The sequence below is a fragment of the Duganella sp. Leaf126 genome, assembly GCF_001423125.1.
GTDB lineage: Bacteria > Pseudomonadota > Gammaproteobacteria > Burkholderiales > Burkholderiaceae_D > Rugamonas.
Map to the genome: position 1 here is coordinate 109,817 of NZ_LMNW01000003.1, position 17,961 is coordinate 127,777.

The 17,961-nt window shown below is 66.0% G+C and carries 15 protein-coding genes; 8 read left to right on the forward strand and 7 right to left on the reverse strand.

Features of this window, described 5'->3' with window-relative positions; all coding sequences use genetic code 11:
* The first annotated feature begins 37 nt into the window (after positions 1 to 37).
* Positions 38 to 3,472, forward strand: a complete 3,435-nt coding sequence (locus ASF61_RS04800; RefSeq protein WP_056151779.1) for a response regulator — start codon at positions 38 to 40, stop codon at positions 3,470 to 3,472.
* A 12-nt stretch (positions 3,473 to 3,484) separates the two neighbouring features.
* Here ASF61_RS04800 and ASF61_RS04805 read toward each other — a convergent pair whose 3' ends face one another.
* Together ASF61_RS04805 and ASF61_RS04810 are read right to left on the reverse strand one after the other, a co-directional pair.
* The gene (locus tag ASF61_RS04805; protein WP_056151781.1) at positions 3,485 to 4,894 is read right to left on the reverse strand and encodes a pitrilysin family protein; all 1,410 of its coding nucleotides are present in this window, start codon (positions 4,892 to 4,894) and stop codon (positions 3,485 to 3,487) included.
* Positions 4,895 to 4,898: 4 nt separating this feature from the next.
* Complete coding sequence (locus ASF61_RS04810) at positions 4,899 to 6,242, reverse strand: pitrilysin family protein (protein ID WP_056151783.1); 1,344 nt, start codon at positions 6,240 to 6,242, stop codon at positions 4,899 to 4,901.
* A 115-nt stretch (positions 6,243 to 6,357) separates the two neighbouring features.
* Here ASF61_RS04810 and ASF61_RS04815 point away from each other — a divergent pair, with 115 nt between their 5' ends.
* Positions 6,358 to 6,837 (forward strand): acyl-CoA thioesterase, encoded by a 480-nt coding sequence (locus ASF61_RS04815; protein ID WP_056151787.1) that lies wholly within the window; start codon positions 6,358 to 6,360, stop codon positions 6,835 to 6,837.
* Between the two features lie 97 nt (positions 6,838 to 6,934).
* Here the strand turns inward: ASF61_RS04815 and ASF61_RS04820 are convergent, their stop codons facing one another.
* Entirely contained in the window at positions 6,935 to 7,603 is a 669-nt protein-coding gene (locus ASF61_RS04820) for a methyltransferase domain-containing protein (protein WP_373994528.1), read from the reverse strand.
* Between the two features lie 219 nt (positions 7,604 to 7,822).
* On the opposite strand from ASF61_RS04820, the gene ASF61_RS04825 reads away from it, so the two are divergent.
* The 6 genes from ASF61_RS04825 to fdhD all read left to right on the forward strand — a co-directional run bounded on the left by ASF61_RS04825 (position 7,823) and on the right by fdhD (position 13,693).
* On the forward strand, positions 7,823 to 8,098 hold the full coding sequence (locus ASF61_RS04825) for a hypothetical protein (RefSeq protein WP_056151793.1): 276 nt from the start codon (positions 7,823 to 7,825) through the stop codon (positions 8,096 to 8,098).
* A 12-nt stretch (positions 8,099 to 8,110) separates the two neighbouring features.
* Entirely contained in the window at positions 8,111 to 9,337 is a 1,227-nt protein-coding gene (locus ASF61_RS04830) for a GGDEF domain-containing protein (protein ID WP_056151796.1), read from the forward strand.
* Between the two features lie 138 nt (positions 9,338 to 9,475).
* Positions 9,476 to 10,930 (forward strand): Ppx/GppA phosphatase family protein, encoded by a 1,455-nt coding sequence (locus ASF61_RS04835; RefSeq protein ID WP_056151799.1) that lies wholly within the window; start codon positions 9,476 to 9,478, stop codon positions 10,928 to 10,930.
* A gap of 105 nt (positions 10,931 to 11,035) precedes the next feature.
* Positions 11,036 to 11,884 (forward strand): hypothetical protein, encoded by an 849-nt coding sequence (locus tag ASF61_RS04840; RefSeq protein ID WP_229205712.1) that lies wholly within the window; start codon positions 11,036 to 11,038, stop codon positions 11,882 to 11,884.
* Between the two features lie 121 nt (positions 11,885 to 12,005).
* The gene (locus ASF61_RS04845) at positions 12,006 to 12,794 is read left to right on the forward strand and encodes a GNAT family N-acetyltransferase (protein ID WP_056151801.1); all 789 of its coding nucleotides are present in this window, start codon (positions 12,006 to 12,008) and stop codon (positions 12,792 to 12,794) included.
* Between the two features lie 71 nt (positions 12,795 to 12,865).
* A complete protein-coding gene (gene fdhD, locus ASF61_RS04850) occupies positions 12,866 to 13,693 on the forward strand; it encodes a formate dehydrogenase accessory sulfurtransferase FdhD (protein WP_056151805.1) in 828 nt (275 codons plus the stop codon).
* 17 nt (positions 13,694 to 13,710) lie between these two features.
* On the opposite strand, the gene ASF61_RS04855 is transcribed toward fdhD, so the two are convergent.
* The 4 genes from ASF61_RS04855 to ASF61_RS04870 form a co-directional block, all read right to left on the reverse strand.
* Positions 13,711 to 14,910 (reverse strand): DUF1501 domain-containing protein, encoded by a 1,200-nt coding sequence (locus tag ASF61_RS04855; protein ID WP_056151808.1) that lies wholly within the window; start codon positions 14,908 to 14,910, stop codon positions 13,711 to 13,713.
* 24 nt (positions 14,911 to 14,934) lie between these two features.
* Entirely contained in the window at positions 14,935 to 16,497 is a 1,563-nt protein-coding gene (locus ASF61_RS04860) for a DUF1800 domain-containing protein (RefSeq protein ID WP_056151811.1), read from the reverse strand.
* Positions 16,498 to 16,800: 303 nt separating this feature from the next.
* Positions 16,801 to 17,088 carry a hypothetical protein gene (locus ASF61_RS04865; RefSeq protein ID WP_056151812.1) on the reverse strand — a complete coding sequence of 96 codons (288 nt, stop codon included), beginning with the start codon at positions 17,086 to 17,088 and terminating at the stop codon, positions 16,801 to 16,803.
* Between the two features lie 174 nt (positions 17,089 to 17,262).
* Positions 17,263 to 17,961, reverse strand: coding sequence for an ABC transporter ATP-binding protein (locus ASF61_RS04870; protein WP_229205714.1), 699 nt, complete (start codon positions 17,959 to 17,961; stop codon positions 17,263 to 17,265).

Here is a 17,961-nt window from a genome sequence, read left to right on the forward strand (position 1 = left end):
TGCTTCGCGGGGGCGACCCCATACCATTGCGCGTCCCGTGAAAACAATCGATACCCTGCAAAAATTCAGGAAACTGTTCCGCGTGCTGGTGATCGCCGTGGTCGTGGTGGTCCTGGTCATCGTGATCGGCCTGGCCCATGTGCTCAACCAGAGCCGGCTGCGTTACTACGCTGCGGCTGCCGACACCTCGCGCAACCTGGCCATCACGCTCGAAGGGTTTTTGCAGGCGCATGTGCAGGAGGTGGACCTGGCGCTGCAGCGCGCCAACGCCGAGTTCGGCGCCATGCACAAGGCCGGCACGTACAGCGAGCAGGCATTCAGCGCCTACCTGCGCAGCCTGAAAGAGCGCGTGCCGCAGGCGCAGGCGATACGCGGCGCCAACGCCGGCGGCCGGGTGGTCTTCGGTGACGACGTCGACCTGGTCCATCCGCATGACTTGCGCATCCGCGAATTTTTCCACCGCGTCCGCAACGAGCGCAAGCTGATCTTCGGTTTGCCGCTGCGCTCGCGCGTCAGCGGCCACTGGGTGCTGCCGATCGCCTACCCGCTCACGCTGCCGGACGGCAGCTTCGGCGGCACGGCCTATGTCACCATCGACAGCGCCGCGCTGGACAAATCGTTTGCCGCGCTGAAGATCGGCGCCCATGGCTCGATCGTCGTGCTCGACGCGCAGCGACGCGTGCTGCACCGCTATCCGCAGGTGTCCGGCATGGAAATCGGCAGCACCGTCAAGATCAACCCGCCCACCAAGGCCATCCTCGACGGCCAGGCCCGGCGCGGCACGTACACGGTCGTCAGCCAGCGCGACCAGCGCGAGCGCACGCTCAGCACCGAGCAGGTGGGCGACTACCCGGTGTACGTGATCGTCGGGCTGGCCAGCGAAGATTTCCTGGCCCCGTGGTATCGCAAGGAGATCCGCAACGTCGCCATCTTCGTGCTGCTGATGCTGGCGCTGGCGGTGGCGCTGCTGCTGTTCCTGCGGGCGGGACTGCGTAAGCAGTCGCAGGCGGTGCAGCAGCTGGTGGAGGCCGAAGATGCATTGCAGCAGTCGCTGGTGCGGCTGACGGCGTCCGAGTCGCGCTGGCGCTCGCTGACCGAGGGCTTGCCGCAGATGGTGTGGACCGCCCGCGCCGACCTGCGGCTCGATTTCATGAGCCACCACTGGCAGGAATTCAGCGGCGTCCCCAGCCAGCAGCTGATCGACGACGGCAACTGGTCGCGCGTGATCCACCCCGACGACATGGCGGCCGTGTCCGCCGAATGGGCGCGCGCCAGGCTGGGCGGGCACGAGTTCCGCTGCGATGCGCGCCTGCGCCGCCACGATGGCGTGTGGCGCGTGTTCGATCACCACGCGCTGGCCCAGCATGACGGTCACGGCAATGTGCTGGGCTGGGTCGGCAGCAGCACCGACCGCACCGAATCGCGCGCCGCCAGGGAGGCGCTGCTGCTGGCCAAGGAAGAGGCGCTGGCGGCCGGGCGCGCCAAGTCCGAGTTCGTGGCCAATATGAGCCACGAGATCCGCTCGCCGATGAACGCCGTGCTGGGCATGCTGCAACTGCTGCAGCAAACCGGCATGAACGAGCGCCAGCAGGATTACGTGGCCAAGGCCGGCGCTGCCGCCCGCGCGCTGCTCGGCCTGCTTAACGACATCCTCGATTTCTCCAAGGTGGAGGCCGGCAAGCTGGCGCTCGATCCCCACCCGTTCCGGCTCGATAAACTCTGGCGCGACCTGGCCGTGATCCTGTCGGCCAATGTCGGCGCCGGGCAGGTCGAAGTGCTGTTCCGCATCGACCCGGCGCTGCCGGCCGTGGTCATCGGCGACGACCTGCGCCTGCACCAGATCCTGCTCAACCTGGCAGGCAATGCCATCAAGTTCACCGAGCGCGGCGAAGTGGTGGTGGTGGCGCGGCTGGCCGCGCGCAGCGGCAGCCGCTTGTCCGTGTGCTTCGCCGTCAGCGACACCGGCATCGGCATCTCGGACGAGCAGCGGCAGCGCATCTTCGACGGCTTTTCGCAGGCCGAGGCCTCGACCGCGCGCCGCTACGGCGGCACCGGCCTCGGCCTGGCGATCTGCCAGCGCCTGGTGGGCCTCATGGGCGGCAAGCTGGACCTGCAGAGTACGCCGGGCAAGGGCAGCACGTTCACGTTCACGCTCGATCTCGAGATCGGCGACGACGCTGCGCCGGCCGCGGCGGCGCCGGTCGGCGGGCTGTCCAACCTGTCGTGCCTGGTGGTGGACGACAATCCCGTGGCCCGCGCGGTGGTGGCCGAAATGGCGACGTCGTTCGGCTGGCGGGTGGACGTGGCAGGCGGCGGCGCGCAGGCGCTGACGATGATCGCCGACCGCATCGCGGCCAGGGGCAACGCTGCCGGCCACGCCTACGACGTGGTGTTCATCGACTGGCGCATGCCGGAACTGGACGGCTGGGAAACCAGTTGCCGCATCCGCCAGCTGTGCGCCAGCGGCAAGCTGCCGCTGATCGTGATGGTCACCGCCTACGACCGCGAAATGCTGGCCCAGCGCCAGCAGCATCTGTCGCCGGTGCTCGACGGTTTCGTGGTCAAGCCGGTCACGGCCTCGATGCTGTTCGACGCCGTGGCCGACGCCCGCGTCGAGCACCGGGCGCTGCGGCTGGCGTCCTCCGTGCCGGCGCCGTCCGGCACCCGGCTGGCGGGGCTGCGGCTGCTGCTGGTGGACGACAATCCCGCCAACCAGCAGGTGGCCGGCGAGCTGCTGGCCAACGACGGTGCCAGCGTGCAGGTGGCCGCCTCCGGCCTGCAGGCGCTGCAGGCGCTGGCTGGCCTGCAGCCGTTGCCGGACCTGATCCTGATGGACATCCAGATGCCGGAGATGGACGGCTACGAAACCACGCAGGCGATCCTGCAGCAGCTGGGCCCGGCAGCGCCGCCCATCGTCGCCATGACCGCCAACGCCATGGCTGCCGACCGCAGCGCCGCGCTCAAGGCCGGCATGGTCGATCACGTCGGCAAGCCGTTCGACCTGGCGCAGCTGATCGACGTGATCCTGCACCACGTGGGACGTGCGCCGGCTGCCGGGCCCACCGCTGTATCGGCGCTGCACGCCGCGCCTGCGGCCGCAGCGGCGCCGCCGGAAGCAGTGCCTGCGCCCGGCATCCACAGCGACGCCGCGCTGCAGCGCATGGGCGGCCTGACCGCCGTGTACCTGATGGCCTTGCGCGGTGTCGATGCGGAAGCGGCCCGGCTGACGGCGCAGATCGAGGCGGCCCGCACCGCGCATGACGTGCAGGCCGTGCGCGCGCCGCTGCATACCTTGAAGGGACTGGCCGGCACCATCGGCGCCGAGCGCCTGCAGGCGCTGGCCCGGCTGGCCGAGCTGGCATTCAGGCAGGGCGGTGAGGAAGGATGGGACCGGCTCGAACCGGTCCTGGCGGAAGCGGCAGCGTTGCCCGCCGAGGTGGCGGCGCTGCTGGCCCGGCTCGCGCCGGGCTGATTGCTTACGTTGTTATTGTGCGCCGGGCTGGAAACCGTCGGCGGCGATTTCCAGTTCCGTCACTGCGCCATACTTGCCGGCCACGGTGCGGATATCGGCAGCCTTGCCGATCAACACCGTTTGCAGGTTGTTGCGCGGGAAGTGTTTGGTCACCAGCGCCTTGGCGCGCTCCGGCGTCAGGCTGTCGACGTCGCGGCTGAAGTTGTCGATCTGTTCGCGGCCAACGTCGTATGCATACATATCGCCGAGCAGGCCGGCCAGCTGCTCACCGGTTTCATAACGCGGCGGGAACTGGCCCTTGACGTAAGCCTTGGCCGAATCGAGGGTGGCCTGGTCGATGCCCTGGTCCCACAGCCGCTGGTAGGTCTTGTGGGCCAGCGCCAGCGCGTCGCCGGTCTTGGCTGACGCCGTGAAACTCGAGATGGCGAATGTGCCCGTCTGCGACAGCGTGCCGAACTGGCTGCTGGCGCCGTAGGTCAGGCCCGAGTTGACGCGCAGCTCGTCGTTGAGCCACGACGTGAAGCGGCCACCGAGGATGGTGTTGATCACCTGCAGCGGCACGTAGTCGGGATCGTTGCGGGCGATGCCGGCGCCACCGATCATGAACGTGGTCTCGATGGCGTCGGGCTTGTTGACCAGCCATACGCGCGCCTGGTCGGCCTTGACCTTGCCGTTGTCCTGCTGTTTCGGCGCCGGCCCGCTGGCTTGCCAGGCGCCGAACAGCGATTCGATCTGGCGCCGCATCTCGTCCTTCTGGAAGTCGCCGACCACCACGATGGCGGCATTGTCGGGACGGTAGAACTGGCCGTAGTAGCGCTGCACGTCGGCCTGCTTGAGCGCGCCGACGCTGCCCACCGTGCCGCTGGCGGGGTTGCCGTACGGCGCGCTGCCGAACAGCATGGCGCGGTAGTAGCTGCCCACCACATTGCGCGGCGCTTCCTTGGCCTGCTTCAGGCCGGTGACCTTGCGGTCGCGCAGCTTGGTCAGCTCGGCCTCGTCGAACGACGGCTGCTGGACGATTTCGGCAAACAGCGGCAGCAGGGCGGCCGCATCCTTGCGGGCGAAGTTGGCCTGCACGGTGCTGGCCTCGGTGCCGGCGCCGCCGGCCAGGCTGGCGCCGCGGAAGTCGAATGCCTGGTCGATGGCCTTCTTGTCGTGCGCCTTGGTGCCGAGCAGCAGGGCGTCGCCGGTGAGGTTGGACAGGCCTGCCTGGGCAGCGTCGTTGACGGCACCGGCCTTGACCACGGCGCGCACCGAGATCAACGGCACTTCGTGGCGTTCCATCAGGTACACGGCCAGGCCGTTGGGCAGCTTGACGGTGTCGAAGGCGGGCAGGCTGAATGGCGCAGCCATGGCCGGCGCAGCGGCTGCAGCGCCCAGTACGGTACCGGCCGCCAGAGCGGCGATCATCGTTGTTTTCATCGGTTCAATCCTCCTTCGCAGCGAGCACGCCGACGGTGCGCTGCGATTTTTTCAGGTATTTGGCGGCCACGGCCTGGATATCGGCCGGGGTCAGCCGCGCATAGGCAGCCGGGGCGTCGTACATTTTCCTGTAGTCGCCGAAGAACACCTCGTAATTGCCCAGGTTCTGGGCCTTGCCGTTGATGGTTTCCTGCTCGCGGTACAGATTGACCAGCTTCTGGTTGCGCACCTTGTCCAGTTCTTCCGCGGTGACGCCATCCTTGACCACCTTGTCGAGCTCGGCCAGCACGGCTTTTTCCAGCGTGGCCGGCTCCACCTTGGCAGCGGCCACGGCCAGCACATACATCAGGCCCGGGTCGAAACCGTCGGCGCCATAGGCTGCCACCTGGGTCGCCAATTGCTGCTCGACCAGCGCCTTGTACAGGCGCGAGGTCTTGCCGTCGGCCAGCAGGCTCTGCAGCACTTCCAGCGCGTAGTGGTCGGGGCTGTTGGCGGCCGGGACCTTGAAGGCGATCGCCAGGTTGGGCGAGGTGGCCGACTCCTTGGTCACGAACACGCGGCGCTCGCCCGTCTGCGGCGGCTCCACCGTGCGCACGGGCGGCGGCGGCGCGCCTTTCGGAATCTTGCCGAAGTAGCGCGTGGCCAGTTTTTTTACCTGATCGACCTTGACGTCGCCGACGATGACGGCCACCGCGTTATTGGGCGCGTAATAGGTCTTGAAATAATGTTCGAGATCCTGCTGGGTCCAGGCCTTGATGTCGGACTCGTGGCCGATCACGGGCCAGGAGTACGGATGGGCCTGGAAGGCAACGCCGCTGACCGCTTCCTGCAGCGCGCGGAGGTTGGAATTCTCCAGGCCGGTGCTGCGCTCGGACAGCACCACGCCGCGCTCGCTGGCAACCATTTTCGGATCGATGTTCAGGTGGGCGATGCGGTCGCTCTCGAGCGTGAAGATGGTTTCCAGCGAGGATGCCGGGAACCAGTCCTGGTACACGGTGACGTCGTTGCTGGTGTAGGCGTTGTTGGAGCCGCCCTTGGCTTCCATGGTGCGGTCGAACATTTTCGGGCCGAAGTGTTTCGAGCCGTTGAACATCATGTGCTCGAAGAAGTGCGACAGGCCGGTGATGCCGGGCGCCTCGTTGCGCGAGCCGACCTTCCAGAACGTGTACATATTGGCGTTGGGGATGCTGTGCGATTCCAGCACGATGAACTTCATGCCGTTGGCCAGGGTAAAGGTGTTGACCTCGTCCGCCGGCGCCGTTTCTGCAGCCGAGGTGGCTGACGTGGTCGCGGCCAGCGCGAGCAGCACGCTGGCGGCCAGCGCTTTCCTCCAGACTTTCACTTTCATAAGTGCTCCTTGTGTCGAAGCGTAAAGCATACGATATCTGACAATATTGTCGGTAATTATTTGCGGGTGACAAGATTAGCGGCTAGCATGACAAAAACTATCTAGGGAGCAGTACATGGAACAACCGATGGCCTGGGTCGCTCACGAGTTGAGCATGACCGTGCTGATGACGCCGGACATGGCCAATTTTTCCGGCAACGTCCACGGCGGCACCATTCTCAAATACCTCGACAGCGTGGCTTACGCCTGCGCCAGCCGCTACTCGGGCAGCTACACGGTCACCCTGTCGGTGGACCAGGTGATGTTCCTGCAGCCCATCCACGTGGGCGAGCTGGTCACCTTCCTGGCCTCGATCAACTACACGGGCAATACCTCGATGGAAGTGGGCATCCGCGTGGTCACCGAAAATATCCAGAAGCGCCTGGTGCGCCACGCCAACAGCTGCTATTTCACCATGGTGGCCGTGGACGAACACCGCAAGCCGCTGCCGGTGCCCAAGCTGATCCCCGAAACCGACGAACAGAAGCAGCGCTGGGAACAGGCGCTGCGCCGCAAGCAGGCACGCCAGTCGGTACACGGCCAGCGCAAGCAGTAGCGTCGAAGACAGCTCCTGATGCCGTTCAGTGAAGGTCTTCATCTCCGTCGTACCCGCGAAGGCGGGTACCCAAGTTCTGCCAGCTGCGTCCAGCGGTCTAAGCGCTGCCGCCGCCGCTGTCGAATTGCCGGTGTTGCAGTCTCCACACGATCCAGTGCGCCCACAAGCGGTTCAGCCCGGGCAGTGCGATGCGTCCGGCCAGGCGCCGTTGCATGGCCAGCGCCGGCGACGGCGGTGGACCGTGGACGGCAAACCAGATCCGGTTATTGCCCGCTACCCCGCGCAGCGTGCAGAGCTTGCCGCCGAAGGCGTGCCGCAGGCGCCGCAACGTCAGGCCGTACGACGGATCGTAGCTGAAGATATTGGCGACCATCACGCCCCCCGGCCGCAGCGCGCGGCGGCAGTCGGCGTAGAACGCGGCGCTCGACAGCGCGGCCGGCAGGCCCTGCTCGTCGAAGCCGTCCACCAGCAGCACGTCGGCGCTGGCGCGCAGGCGCGGCAGGTAGGCGGCGGCGTCGGCGTGGACGATGGTCAGCCGGGCATCGTCGGGCGGAATCGCGAATTGCCGGCGCAGGGCGATCACGTCGGCGCGTACCTCCAGCACCGTGATGCGCGCCTGCGGCAGGTAGCGGTAGCAGAACTTGACCAGGGAGCCGCCGCCCAGCCCCACCATCACGATATGCGCCGGCCGCGGCTGGAACAGCGTGAAACACATCATGGCGCGGCAATAGGCCAGCACCAGGTCGTCCGGATGGGATAGCTTCATCTCGCTTTGCACCATGCCTGGACGGAATTCCAGCAGGCGGCGATTGCCACGGGTGTGGACCTGGGGGAGGGGATCGGATGGCGTCAAGTGGCTGTCACAGTGCGGATGTCGATTGATAGTAGCACGCTGCCACGGCTTTCATTTACAGAAGGAAAATTTCTAGGTAAATTGGCGGGGCACCGCCCTGGGCGGACCCTTACGGAAAACCGGAGAACCACGATGTTTTTAGACCATCCCACGCTGACCGCCACCAACAGCTTGACCGAACCCGACCGCCTCGAGCGCCTGACCCGCGTGTACGGCTACGTGGTGGCGCTGGCCGACCTGTCGGGCCGCCAGAGCTTCATCGAAAAAGTCAGCCAGCTGCACGACCACAAGGGGACGCTGATCGTGTTCTGGCACGACACCCCGAGCGAAGAAGAAAAAGAACTGTTCACGCAAGGCTGGGCCAGCAAGATGGGCGACGGCACCGCCAACGTCGAACACGAGGTCTGAGCCGTTCCGCTCATGGATATCAAGACGCTGGTCCTGGCGCTGGCACTGGGCAACCTGAGCCTGTGCGTGGCGCTGTTTTTTTTCGGGCTGCCCGACAGCGCCGGCAGCGGCCATGGCAACACCAGCGGCAATAAGTCTCACGGCCTCAGCACCACCCTGCGCGGCAACGCGACCTGGGCCCGCGCCCGGCAATTGCAGGCGCTGGCCTGGGGCCTGGTGTACCTGCGCGGCACGCTGCCCGATTTCCTGACCATCCCCCTTGCCAACGCGCTGCTGCTGGCCGGCTTCGCGCTCGACGCGGCGGCGCTGTGGGAGCAGGCCGGGCGCCGCATCTGGCGGCGCCACCTGCTGCCGGTGCTGCTGGCGGCGGTGGCCGCGTTCGTCGCAGCGTGGCTGCTGCAGCGGGCGCCGTCCGAGCGGCAGGCGATCTCGTCGCTGGCGATCGGCTTTTTCCTCGCTGCCGGCGCAGGCGCGCTGGGGCGGCGCTGGTCGGCCGGCACGCTGCTGCGCCGTTACCTGGTGGTCAGCACGGTGGTGCTGGCGCTGCTGGTGGTCGCACGCGGCGTGCTGGTGCTGCTGCTGCCCAATGGCTGGTCGTGGGTCAGTCCCGAGCTGGTACAGGGCCTGGGCCTGGTCGCGCTGTACCTGGCCATGCTCGGCAACGGCGGCGGCTACCTGCTGCTGGTGCGCCAGGGTTTGCACGATGCGCTGGAACGGCTGGAAGTGATCGATCCGCTGACGTCCGCCCTGAACCGGCGCGGCTTTCATCAGGCGCTGGCGCCGTGGCTGGCGCTGGCGCGCCGCCCCGGTCAGCCGACCGCGCTGGTGATGGTCGATCTCGACGAATTCAAGCGCGTCAATGACCATTACGGCCACCTGGCCGGCGACCAGGTGCTGGTCGCCATGGCCGACGCCTGCAAGCGGCAGCTGCGCGACAGCGATACCCTGGGCCACCTGGGCGGCGGCGAATTCGCCATCCTGCTGCCGCGCACCGCGCTGCCCGAGGCCATGGTGGTGGCCGAACGCGTGCGCGGCGCGCTGGCTGCGCAACCGGTCAAGGCCGAGAAAGCCCTGATCAACCTCACCGCCAGCCTGGGCGCCACCACCATGCGCGCCGACGACACCACCGTGGGCCTGTTCCAGCGCGCCGACCACGCCCGCCAACAGGCGCGCGCCGCCGGCGGCAACCGGGTTGCCACGTCCGACAGTGCCGCTGCCGCCACCCCGCCGGGCGGCTGACGAATTATCTTCCAGCGCGGCGCCTTGTCATCATGCCGTCACAAGTGCGGCATATCGTGATAGCATTTTTCAAAATCATCTAAATCGTTTATTTAAATTTTTCCGCCGGTGCGCGTCTGGCGGGCATGGGTTCCTATTATGTATGCAGCAGTAGATCTCGGCTCCAACAGCTTCCGCCTCCACATCGGCAAGCACGATGGCGACGCCATTCGCGTGCTCAAAAGCGTGCGCGAACCGATCCGCCTGGCGGCCGGTCTGGACGACAAGGGCAACCTGACGCCGGCCGCGATGCAGACCGCGCTGGCCTGCCTGCGCAACTTCTGCGACGTACTGGCCGGCTACAAGCTCGATGCGGTGCGGGTGGTGGCCACGTCGGCGATGCGGGTGGCGCGCAATGCCGCCGCCTTTTTGCCCGAGGCCGAGCAGGCCATCGGCTACCCGATCGAGATCATCTCCGGCGAGGAGGAAGGACGGCTGATCTACATGGGCGTGGCCAGCGCGGTGGCGGTGCCGGGCGAGCGGCGGCTGGTGATCGACATCGGCGGCGGCTCCACCGAGCTGATACTGGGGCGCGGCCAGGAAATCGAAAAAGTCGAATCGTTCAGCGTGGGCACGGTCAAGCAAAGCCTGTCGTTCTTCGTCGGCGGCCGGGTGGACGGGCCATCGTTCGAGGCGGCCATCCTGTCGGCCCGCAGCCATTTCGAGGACGCCGCACCGCCGTACCGGCCGCAGTACTGGAAGCAGTGCTACGGCTCGTCCGGCACCGCGCGCACGATTGCCGACATCATCGTCAAGAACGGCATCGGCAAGGAGGTCAATGCCGACACGCTGTCCGCGCTCAAGCAGCGGTTCATCGAATTCGGCCACGTCGGCAAGATCGACATGCCGGGCCTGCGTCCCGACCGCGCCAGCACCATCATCGGCGGCCTGGCGATCCTGATCGGCCTGGTGCGCGAGCTGGGCATCCCGGTGGTGCAGCCGATCGAGGCGGGCCTGCGCATGGGAGTGATGTGGGACCTGCACCTGCGCTCGACCAAGCGCGACCGGCGCGAACAGTCGGTGCAGGTGTGCGTGGAAAAATTCCATGTCGACCAGCGCCGTGCCAACCGCGTGGCCGACGATGCGCTGGCGCTGTATGCCCAGACCAGGCCGTCGAGCGAGATCTACACGCGCCACCTGTACTGGAGCGCGCTGCTGCACGAGGTGGGGCTGGTCGTCTCCCACACCGGCTATCACAAGCACGCCTGCTACATGATCGAAAACGCCGACCTCCCGGGCTTCACCACGCGCGAACAGAAGCTGATGAGCCGCCTGGTGGTGGCGCACAAGGGCAATCTGCGCAAGGTGTCGGAGTTCATCGCCGAACCCGATATCGCCAAGGCCGTGGCGGCGTTCCGCCTGGCCGTGCTGTTCATGCACTCGCGCATCGACATCGACTTCAGCCTGGTCAGGCTGCGCATGAAAAACCGCATCGAACTCGATTTTCCGCGCGCCTGGGTGGCCGACCATCCGACCCTGGCGTACTGGCTCGAAAAGGAACAGGAACACTGGGACGAGGTGGGCGTGGACTTCACCATCAGGACTCCTGGTTAGTTGTTCCGCACGCTTGCAAATTTGCGGCGGCGCAAGCAGAATCCCGGCTAACAATATATATTGTTTATATCGTTGGATAATTTTGGAGCCAGTATGAATAAAACGATGGATGAACCAGTAAGCGATAAAACGCCTTCAGGCAAGGCGCCGTTGAACGGCAATGTCGCCGTCGCCGCACATCAGGCCAGCCCGGCCAAACCAGCGGTCGCCGGCACCGACACCGCGCCCGCGATCAAGCCTGCCGCCCGGTCTGCCCCGGCCCGGGCCGCCAAGCCGGCGGCAGCGAAAACCGCCGCCAGCGCTGTTGCTGTGCCGGCAGCGACCAAGCCTGCCGCCGCCAAGCCTGCGGCCGTCAAGCCCGCTGCCAAGGCGGAAAAGACCGTGAAGACTGTCAAGGCTGCCAAGGCCGAGACCACGGCGAAGATTGCCGCCAAGACCGCCGCCAAGCCTGCCGCAGCAGCCAAGGACAGCAAGGCCGCCGCCAAGCCGGCCAAGGGTGCTGCCAAGGCTGCCGTCAAGCCGGCGGCAAGTACAGCCAAGGCTGCAGCCAAGCCTGCAGCAGGTGCCGCCAAGGCCGCACCGAAGGCTGCCGTCAAGGCCGACGTGAAAGCCGCCAAGCCCGCTGCCAAGGTTGCCAAGGCAGCCGCCAAGCCCGCCGGCAAGCCGGTTGTCAAAGCCACCGCCAGGCCTACCACCAAGGCGCCGGCAGCCGAAGCGGTCGCCGACAAGGGCCGCAAGGACAAGCTGGTGCGCGACAGCTTCACCATGCCCGAGCAGGAATACGCGGTGCTCGGCCAGGTCAAGAAGGCCTGCCTGAAGGCCGGCGTCGAGATCAAGAAGAGCGAGCTGCTGCGCATCGGCGTGGCCCTGATCAGCCAGATCGACATGGCCACCCTGAAAAAAGTGCTGGCCAGCCTGCCGCAGCTGAAAACCGGTCGTCCGAAGAAATCCTGATGTCAAGGCACCGATCTGAATACAACAGATCGGTGCATGTCACGGAAATGACATTTTGTTGTCATTTCCTTGAAGTATTCGATGGTTACGCTTGCTTCGTCACCCACACAAAGGATGAAGCATGCAAACCTCGATCTTACAAGCTGCGACTCTCGCGGCGGACGTCCGTCCCGCCTCCGGCAAGCTGGTGCTGAGCATGGCAAGCACGCCGGAAGAACTGCACGAAGTGCAGCGCCTGCGCTATAAAGTCTTCATCGAAACCATGGGCTTGTCCTCGCTCGAAAGCGCCGATGGCCTCGACAGCGACGAATTCGACGCCTATTGCGACCACCTGATCGTGCGCGATGCCGACACCCTCAAAGTGGTCGGCACCTACCGCCTGCTGAGCGCCACCCGCGCCCGCAAGCTCGGCCGCCTGTATTCCGAGGGCGAATTCGATCTCGGTCGCCTGAACCACCTGCGTGGCCGCATGGTGGAAGCGGGCCGCGCCTGCATCCATCCCGACTACCGTGGCGGCAGCGTGATCATGTTGCTGTGGTCCGGCCTGGCCGACTACATGCGCCGCGAACGTTGCGATTACCTGATCGGCTGCGCCAGCATCAGCCTGGCCGATGGCGGCCACAATGCCGTCGCCGTGTACCGGCAACTGATCGGCAAGCACCTGGCGCCGCTCGAATACCGCGTCACGCCGCACCTGCCTTTCCCGTTCGGCAAGCTGGAGGCTGCGCAAAAGCCGCAGGTGCCGGCGCTGCTGAAGGGCTATATGCGCTCGGGCGCGTGGATCTGCGGTGAACCGGCCTGGGATCCGGACTTCGAAAGCGCCGACCTGTTCCTGATGATGCCGCTGGCGAACCTCGATGCCCGCTATGCGCGCCACTACGGCGTGGGCGGCGAGCCGCTGGCAGCGTAAGCACGCAGCCGTTGCGCCGCGTCCGGTCGTGCGGGGTACAATCGTGCCTTGAACGATACTGTGGGGCGGCAATGAGACTCGACCAGGAAACCCGGCAAGCGGAATCCAGCGGCATCCAGCAACGCCCGGTGCTGCGCCATCGCGGCGCCGCGCCCGAAGGCGCCACGGCCACCACAGACCAGGTGGTGGAAGAACTGCCGGTGGCGCTGGTGTTCAACGGTATTTCTCACGCGGTGATGATGGTGACCCCGCGCGACCTGCAGGCATTTGCCATGGGCTTCGCGCTGACCGAAGGCGTGGTGGGCAAACCGTCCGACGTCTACGACATCGAGGTGCAGCACCACGAACGCAGCGTGGAGGTCACGCTCACCATCGCGCAGGAAGACTTCATGCTGCTCAAGCAGCAGCGGCGGTCGATGGCGGGGCGCAGCGGCTGCGGCGTGTGCGGCGTCGAAAGCCTGGAACTGATCGACACCGCGCCGCCGCGCATCGCGGCAGCGCCGCTGCACGACGCCGTCTCGCTGGCGCCGGCCATCGCCCGCGCCGCGGCCGAACTGGGACAGCACCAGCACCTGATGCGCGCCACCGGCGGTGTCCACGCCGCCGCCTGGTGCGACGCCAGCGGGGCGGTGCTGCGCGTGTGCGAGGACGTCGGCCGCCACAATGCGATGGACAAATTGATCGGCTATCTGGCGCTCGAACGCGTGGACATGACCCGCGGTTTTGTCTTCATGTCGAGCCGCGCCAGCTATGAACTGGTGCGCAAGGCGGCACGCCTGAACATTCCGCTGCTGGCCACCATCTCCGCCCCGAGCACGCTGGCCATCGATGTGGCGACGGCAGCCGGCATCAAGCTGGTGAGCTTCTGCCGCAAGGACGACTGCGTCGAATTTACGTGACCGCTGCCCCGGCCGCGCTAGACGAGCCCGATATCGCGCCCGCCGGTGCCGAAGATGGTGGCCACCTGGCCCGCATTGAGGCCGTACAGGCGCGCCAGCAGGCCGCCGAACAGGGCGCGGTATTCGTTGAGCACCGGGTAGTCGCGGTTCTGGAACAGGGTTTTCTGTTCCAGCGCAATCTGTTCGCCGCGCACCGCGTTGCCGCGCACGTTGCCGCCCAGCACCCAGTACACCGAGCCGTGACCGTGATCGGTGCCGCGGTTGCCGTTCTCGCGGAAGGTGCGGCCGAATTCGCTGACCACCACCACCACCGTGTCCTTCCAGGCCGGCCCCATCTCCTGGGCAAAGCCGGCCAGGCCGCGTCCCAGCTCCTCGAGGCGGCCGGCCAGGTAGCCGGTGCCGTTGCCCTGGCCGACGTGGGTGTCCCAGCCGCCCACGTCGACAAAGCCGACGTTGTATTTCTCCTTCATCAGCCGGGCGATGCGCCGCGCTTCGAGTTCGAAGCCCTTGGCGGTAATGGCGTTGCGGTTGGCGGCGTCCATCTCGCCGACCATCTGCTTCATCACGTCCTCGCGCACCACGAAGCCTTCGCGTACCTGCGACGCCAGCGCGGTACCGTCGTACATGGCGGCGATCATGCGGGCCTGGCGCTCGTCGACCTGCGGCTTGCCGATCGAACGCAGTGCCATGTTCGGTAACTGGGTTGCGCCCTGCATGATCAGCGGCAGCTGGTCGGTAAACGATATCGCGCTGGCGCCCGGCCTGTTGCGGTCGGCGTTGAGCACGGTGACCAGCCGGTTCAGGAAGCCGGAGCGGAAATTGCGCGTGCCCTGCAGCGGCTGACCGAGTTCGATGCTGTCCTGGGTTTCGAAATGGCTGCGCGACAGGTCTTCGGTGCCGGCGAACGGCACGAAGGCCGCTTCGCCGCTGGTGTACAGCGGGTAGACGGTCTCACGCAGGGCCGGGTGCAAACCCCAGTCGGCGTTGATCGGCAGCGCCGATTTCAGATCCTCGGACGGCTTCGGGATGGCGATATTGGGCCGCACCTGGTAGTAGTACTGGCTGGCGATCGGCACCAGCAGGCTGGTGGCGTCGTAGCCGCCGCGCATGAACACGAACAGCAGGCGGGTCTTGCTGGCGGGGGCGGCCCACAGCGTGCCGGTGCTGGCCGCGAGCGGCAGCGCGGCCAGCGATTTGAGCAGGGTGCGGCGTTCCATGGTGTTCTCCTTCCTGGGCTGGACCTAGCGGTGCATCAGTTCCGGCGACGACAGCAGCAGGGTATTCCATTCCTGCGGCGACGTCGCCTGGTCGAGTGCCTGGCGCGTCTTCGGCGCCAGCGTGGACTGCAAGGTCTGATAATAAAAAGCGCTGGCCAGTTGCGGGAAGGCTGCGCGTTCCACCGGTTGCGGCCCGTCGGTCTTGAACAGGCCGGCGTTGCCGGAGCCGATCGCCTTGGCGATCTCGAAGCGGGTGGTCATCTGGCCCGGGCTGGCCCAGCCCGATTGCGTGAGCGCGTAACCGTCGGGCGTCTGGCGCCCGTACAGCGGCTGCGCCATGCGATTGAGCCAGCCCAGCATCGGCGCCGTGTTCAGCACCACCTTGTCGTCGTAGGTCAGGCGCACGGCCGAGACCACGTAGTGCACCGGGTCCTTGAATTTTTTGCCGAGCGACTGCGCGAACTCGCCCGACCTGAACAGGGTGTCCAGCACGGCCGCGATATCGCCGTCGCTGGACCGGAATACCTGCGCCATGCGGTCCACCAGCGACGGCGGCGGCTCGTCGGCGACGAAATACATGGCCAGCTTGCGGCTGATGAAGCGCGCGGTGGCGGGGTTGCGGCACAGGCGGTCGAGCGCCTCGTCCACTTCGGCCAGGCCGCGGCCCCTGACCGGCTGACCGAGGAATTGCTTGGTGCCGTAATCGTGGCGATTGGGGTTGAATTCGAACAGGCCGCGGCGCACGTACTGCGCCTGCAGTTCCTTCCTGACCTTCGGTTCGGTGTCGCCGAAGTTGACGCCGACGCCGGTCAGGATGCGGGCCAGCTCCTGCACATCGCGCTGGCTGTAACCGCCATCGACCCCGAGCGTGTGCAGTTCCATCAGCTCGCGCGCATAATTTTCGTTGATGCGGTTGGCGGCGTTCTGCTCGTTGTCGAGATAGCGGATCATGGCCGGGTGGTGCAGCGTGGCGCCCAGCAGGTCGCGGAATTTGCCCAGCGCGTGCGGGCGGATCGCGGTTTCCTCGTAGTCGCCGACCAAGACGCGCAGGTTGCTCTTGCCCGCGTGGACATTGAAATGGTTCATCCAGAACCACGTCATCTGCTCCTGCAGCTGGTTCGGCGAATATAGGTCGCGCAGCAGCGAGCGGGTGGCCGCCTCGCGCGCCAGGTTGTTCAGCGCCTGCTGGTAGGCTTTTTGCGCGGCCTTTTTCTGCTCGTCGTCGGCGCTCTTGTCCGCCTCCTTGCGCTGCTGATCGATTTCGGCCACCAGTTGCGGCAGCGGTTTCGCGGCGATGCTCAAGGCGTCGATCTGGGCCTGGGCTGCTGCAGGCAGCACGGCACGTGCGGGATGGAGCTGCTGCGTGAGCCAGGCATCGTAGCCCATCGTTTGCACCTGCTGCCACGTGCCCTGGTTGACGCCCCAGCTGACGCGGTTGACGGCGGCCGGCAATTGCGCCGGCGTCAGTTGCGGCGCGCGGGCGCCGTCGCTGCGCTGCTCCACCGTGGTGCAGCCTGCCAGCAGGGCGGCAGCGGTGCCGGCGAGGACAAAGCGCAGCGTGCGGAGTCGATGTGGCCTGGTCTGCATGGGGTGTCCCGGTAACGTCGATGACCGTAGAGTATGCCAAATCGGCGGGACCGCTATATGTGTTATGTGTCGAGTGCTACAAATTGTTACCACGCGCGGGCGCGCCGTGAGGGGGAGGGCGCAGGGACGGCGATGGTGATGCAGGAAAGCGTGTAGAAAAGCGTGCAAAGAAAGGGGGACGGCGGGAGGGGAAAGCGGAAGGGAGGATGGAACTGTCAGCGGGGTTTAGGCTGAAGCAGATTCGCATGAAGGGCGCCGGTTGCCGCATGCCGGCGCCTGGCATAGCATGAGCAGCGACGCTGTTCAATGCATAGAGGCGGTCGACAGTTCTTTCAGTTCACGGATGCTGATCTCCGATTTCTCGTGCATCCGTAGCAAAATCGTGGCGCCCACGGCCAGCTTGCGGTGGCGGATTTTGCTGATGATCGGCGGTTGAACTTCCAAAACGCGGCACAACTCCGCATCGTTTTTAAGGTTCATCTTTTCGATCAGGGTATCGAGCAATTTATTCGGCACGAAACTGGAAGGTTCCAGCGCCCGCGCGCGATTCATCGCCTCGATCAATTCCATCTTTTTTTGCCTTACGTTCATTTTCGCTCCTCCTTAGCTTAAATGTGAAGAAATGACGTCTTCCCAGCAAGGCCAGCGCTCACACCCGATTTGAATGTGGAGCGCTACTCAACATTCTTGATAACCGTGCAAGTTAGAACAAATCATACTCCTTTGCGGGCAGGACTGCAGCGTTTGACAATTGAAATATCTTGTTTATTGCTTAAACCGGTTGACGTTTGTTGTTTCTTGTATGCCGCATTTCGAAAGTTGTAGGACTTTGTCTGTCATATCGGCGGCGATGTGGGAATGTGTGACCATGATGGCGCAGGCGCCCGTGGATTTGATCTCGCGGTGCAGCAGTTCGAGGATGCTGTGGGCGGTATCGGGGTCGAGGTTGCCGGTGGGTTCGTCGGCCAGCACCAGGGCCGGGCGGTGCACGAGCGCGCGGGCGATCGCCACGCGCTGCATTTCGCCGCCGGACAATTGATGGGGGAAGTCGTTGCCGCGCCCGGCCAGGCCGACCGCGTCCAGCATCTCGGCCGCGCGCGCCGTGGGCAGGCCGTTGAGCAGCAGCGGCAGCGCCACGTTCTGCAGCAGCGTCAGGTGCGGCAGCACGTGAAAAGCCTGGAAGATGAAGCCCATGCGCGCGCGGCGCAGGCGGGTGGCGGCGTCGTCGTCGAGGCCTGCCATCGGCACGCCGTCGATGAGGATAGACGATGGCTGGCCATCGGCGCTGGGATCGGGCGCATCGAGGCCGGCGATCAGGTTGAGCAGGGTGGACTTGCCCACCCCGGAGTCGCCCATGATGGCGACGAACTCGCCGGCGCGGAAGGTCCACGACAGGTCGGCCAGCACCGGGCGGCCGTGGTAGGACTTGGACAGGTGGCGCAGTTCTAACAGGGGCGAGGACAT

Bases quoted from the DNA above. Each gene is read 5' to 3' on its own strand.
- ASF61_RS04860 (WP_056151811.1), bottom strand. From the start codon at position 16,497: ATGCAGACCAGGCCACATCGACTCCGCACGCTGCGCTTTGTCCTCGCC.
- ASF61_RS04870 (WP_229205714.1), bottom strand. From the start codon at position 17,961: ATGTCCTCGCCCCTGTTAGAACTGCGCCACCTGTCCAAGTCCTACCAC.
- ASF61_RS04865 (WP_056151812.1), bottom strand. From the start codon at position 17,088: ATGAACGTAAGGCAAAAAAAGATGGAATTGATCGAGGCGATGAATCGC.
- ASF61_RS04820 (WP_373994528.1), bottom strand. From the start codon at position 7,603: ATGAAGCTATCCCATCCGGACGACCTGGTGCTGGCCTATTGCCGCGCC.
- fdhD (WP_056151805.1), top strand. From the start codon at position 12,866: ATGAGACTCGACCAGGAAACCCGGCAAGCGGAATCCAGCGGCATCCAG.
- ASF61_RS04815 (WP_056151787.1), top strand. From the start codon at position 6,358: ATGGAACAACCGATGGCCTGGGTCGCTCACGAGTTGAGCATGACCGTG.
- ASF61_RS04845 (WP_056151801.1), top strand. From the start codon at position 12,006: ATGCAAACCTCGATCTTACAAGCTGCGACTCTCGCGGCGGACGTCCGT.
- ASF61_RS04805 (WP_056151781.1), bottom strand. From the start codon at position 4,894: ATGAAAACAACGATGATCGCCGCTCTGGCGGCCGGTACCGTACTGGGC.
- ASF61_RS04835 (WP_056151799.1), top strand. From the start codon at position 9,476: ATGTATGCAGCAGTAGATCTCGGCTCCAACAGCTTCCGCCTCCACATC.
- ASF61_RS04830 (WP_056151796.1), top strand. From the start codon at position 8,111: ATGGATATCAAGACGCTGGTCCTGGCGCTGGCACTGGGCAACCTGAGC.
- ASF61_RS04855 (WP_056151808.1), bottom strand. From the start codon at position 14,910: ATGGAACGCCGCACCCTGCTCAAATCGCTGGCCGCGCTGCCGCTCGCG.
- ASF61_RS04810 (WP_056151783.1), bottom strand. From the start codon at position 6,242: ATGAAAGTGAAAGTCTGGAGGAAAGCGCTGGCCGCCAGCGTGCTGCTC.
- ASF61_RS04825 (WP_056151793.1), top strand. From the start codon at position 7,823: ATGTTTTTAGACCATCCCACGCTGACCGCCACCAACAGCTTGACCGAA.
- ASF61_RS04840 (WP_229205712.1), top strand. From the start codon at position 11,036: ATGGATGAACCAGTAAGCGATAAAACGCCTTCAGGCAAGGCGCCGTTG.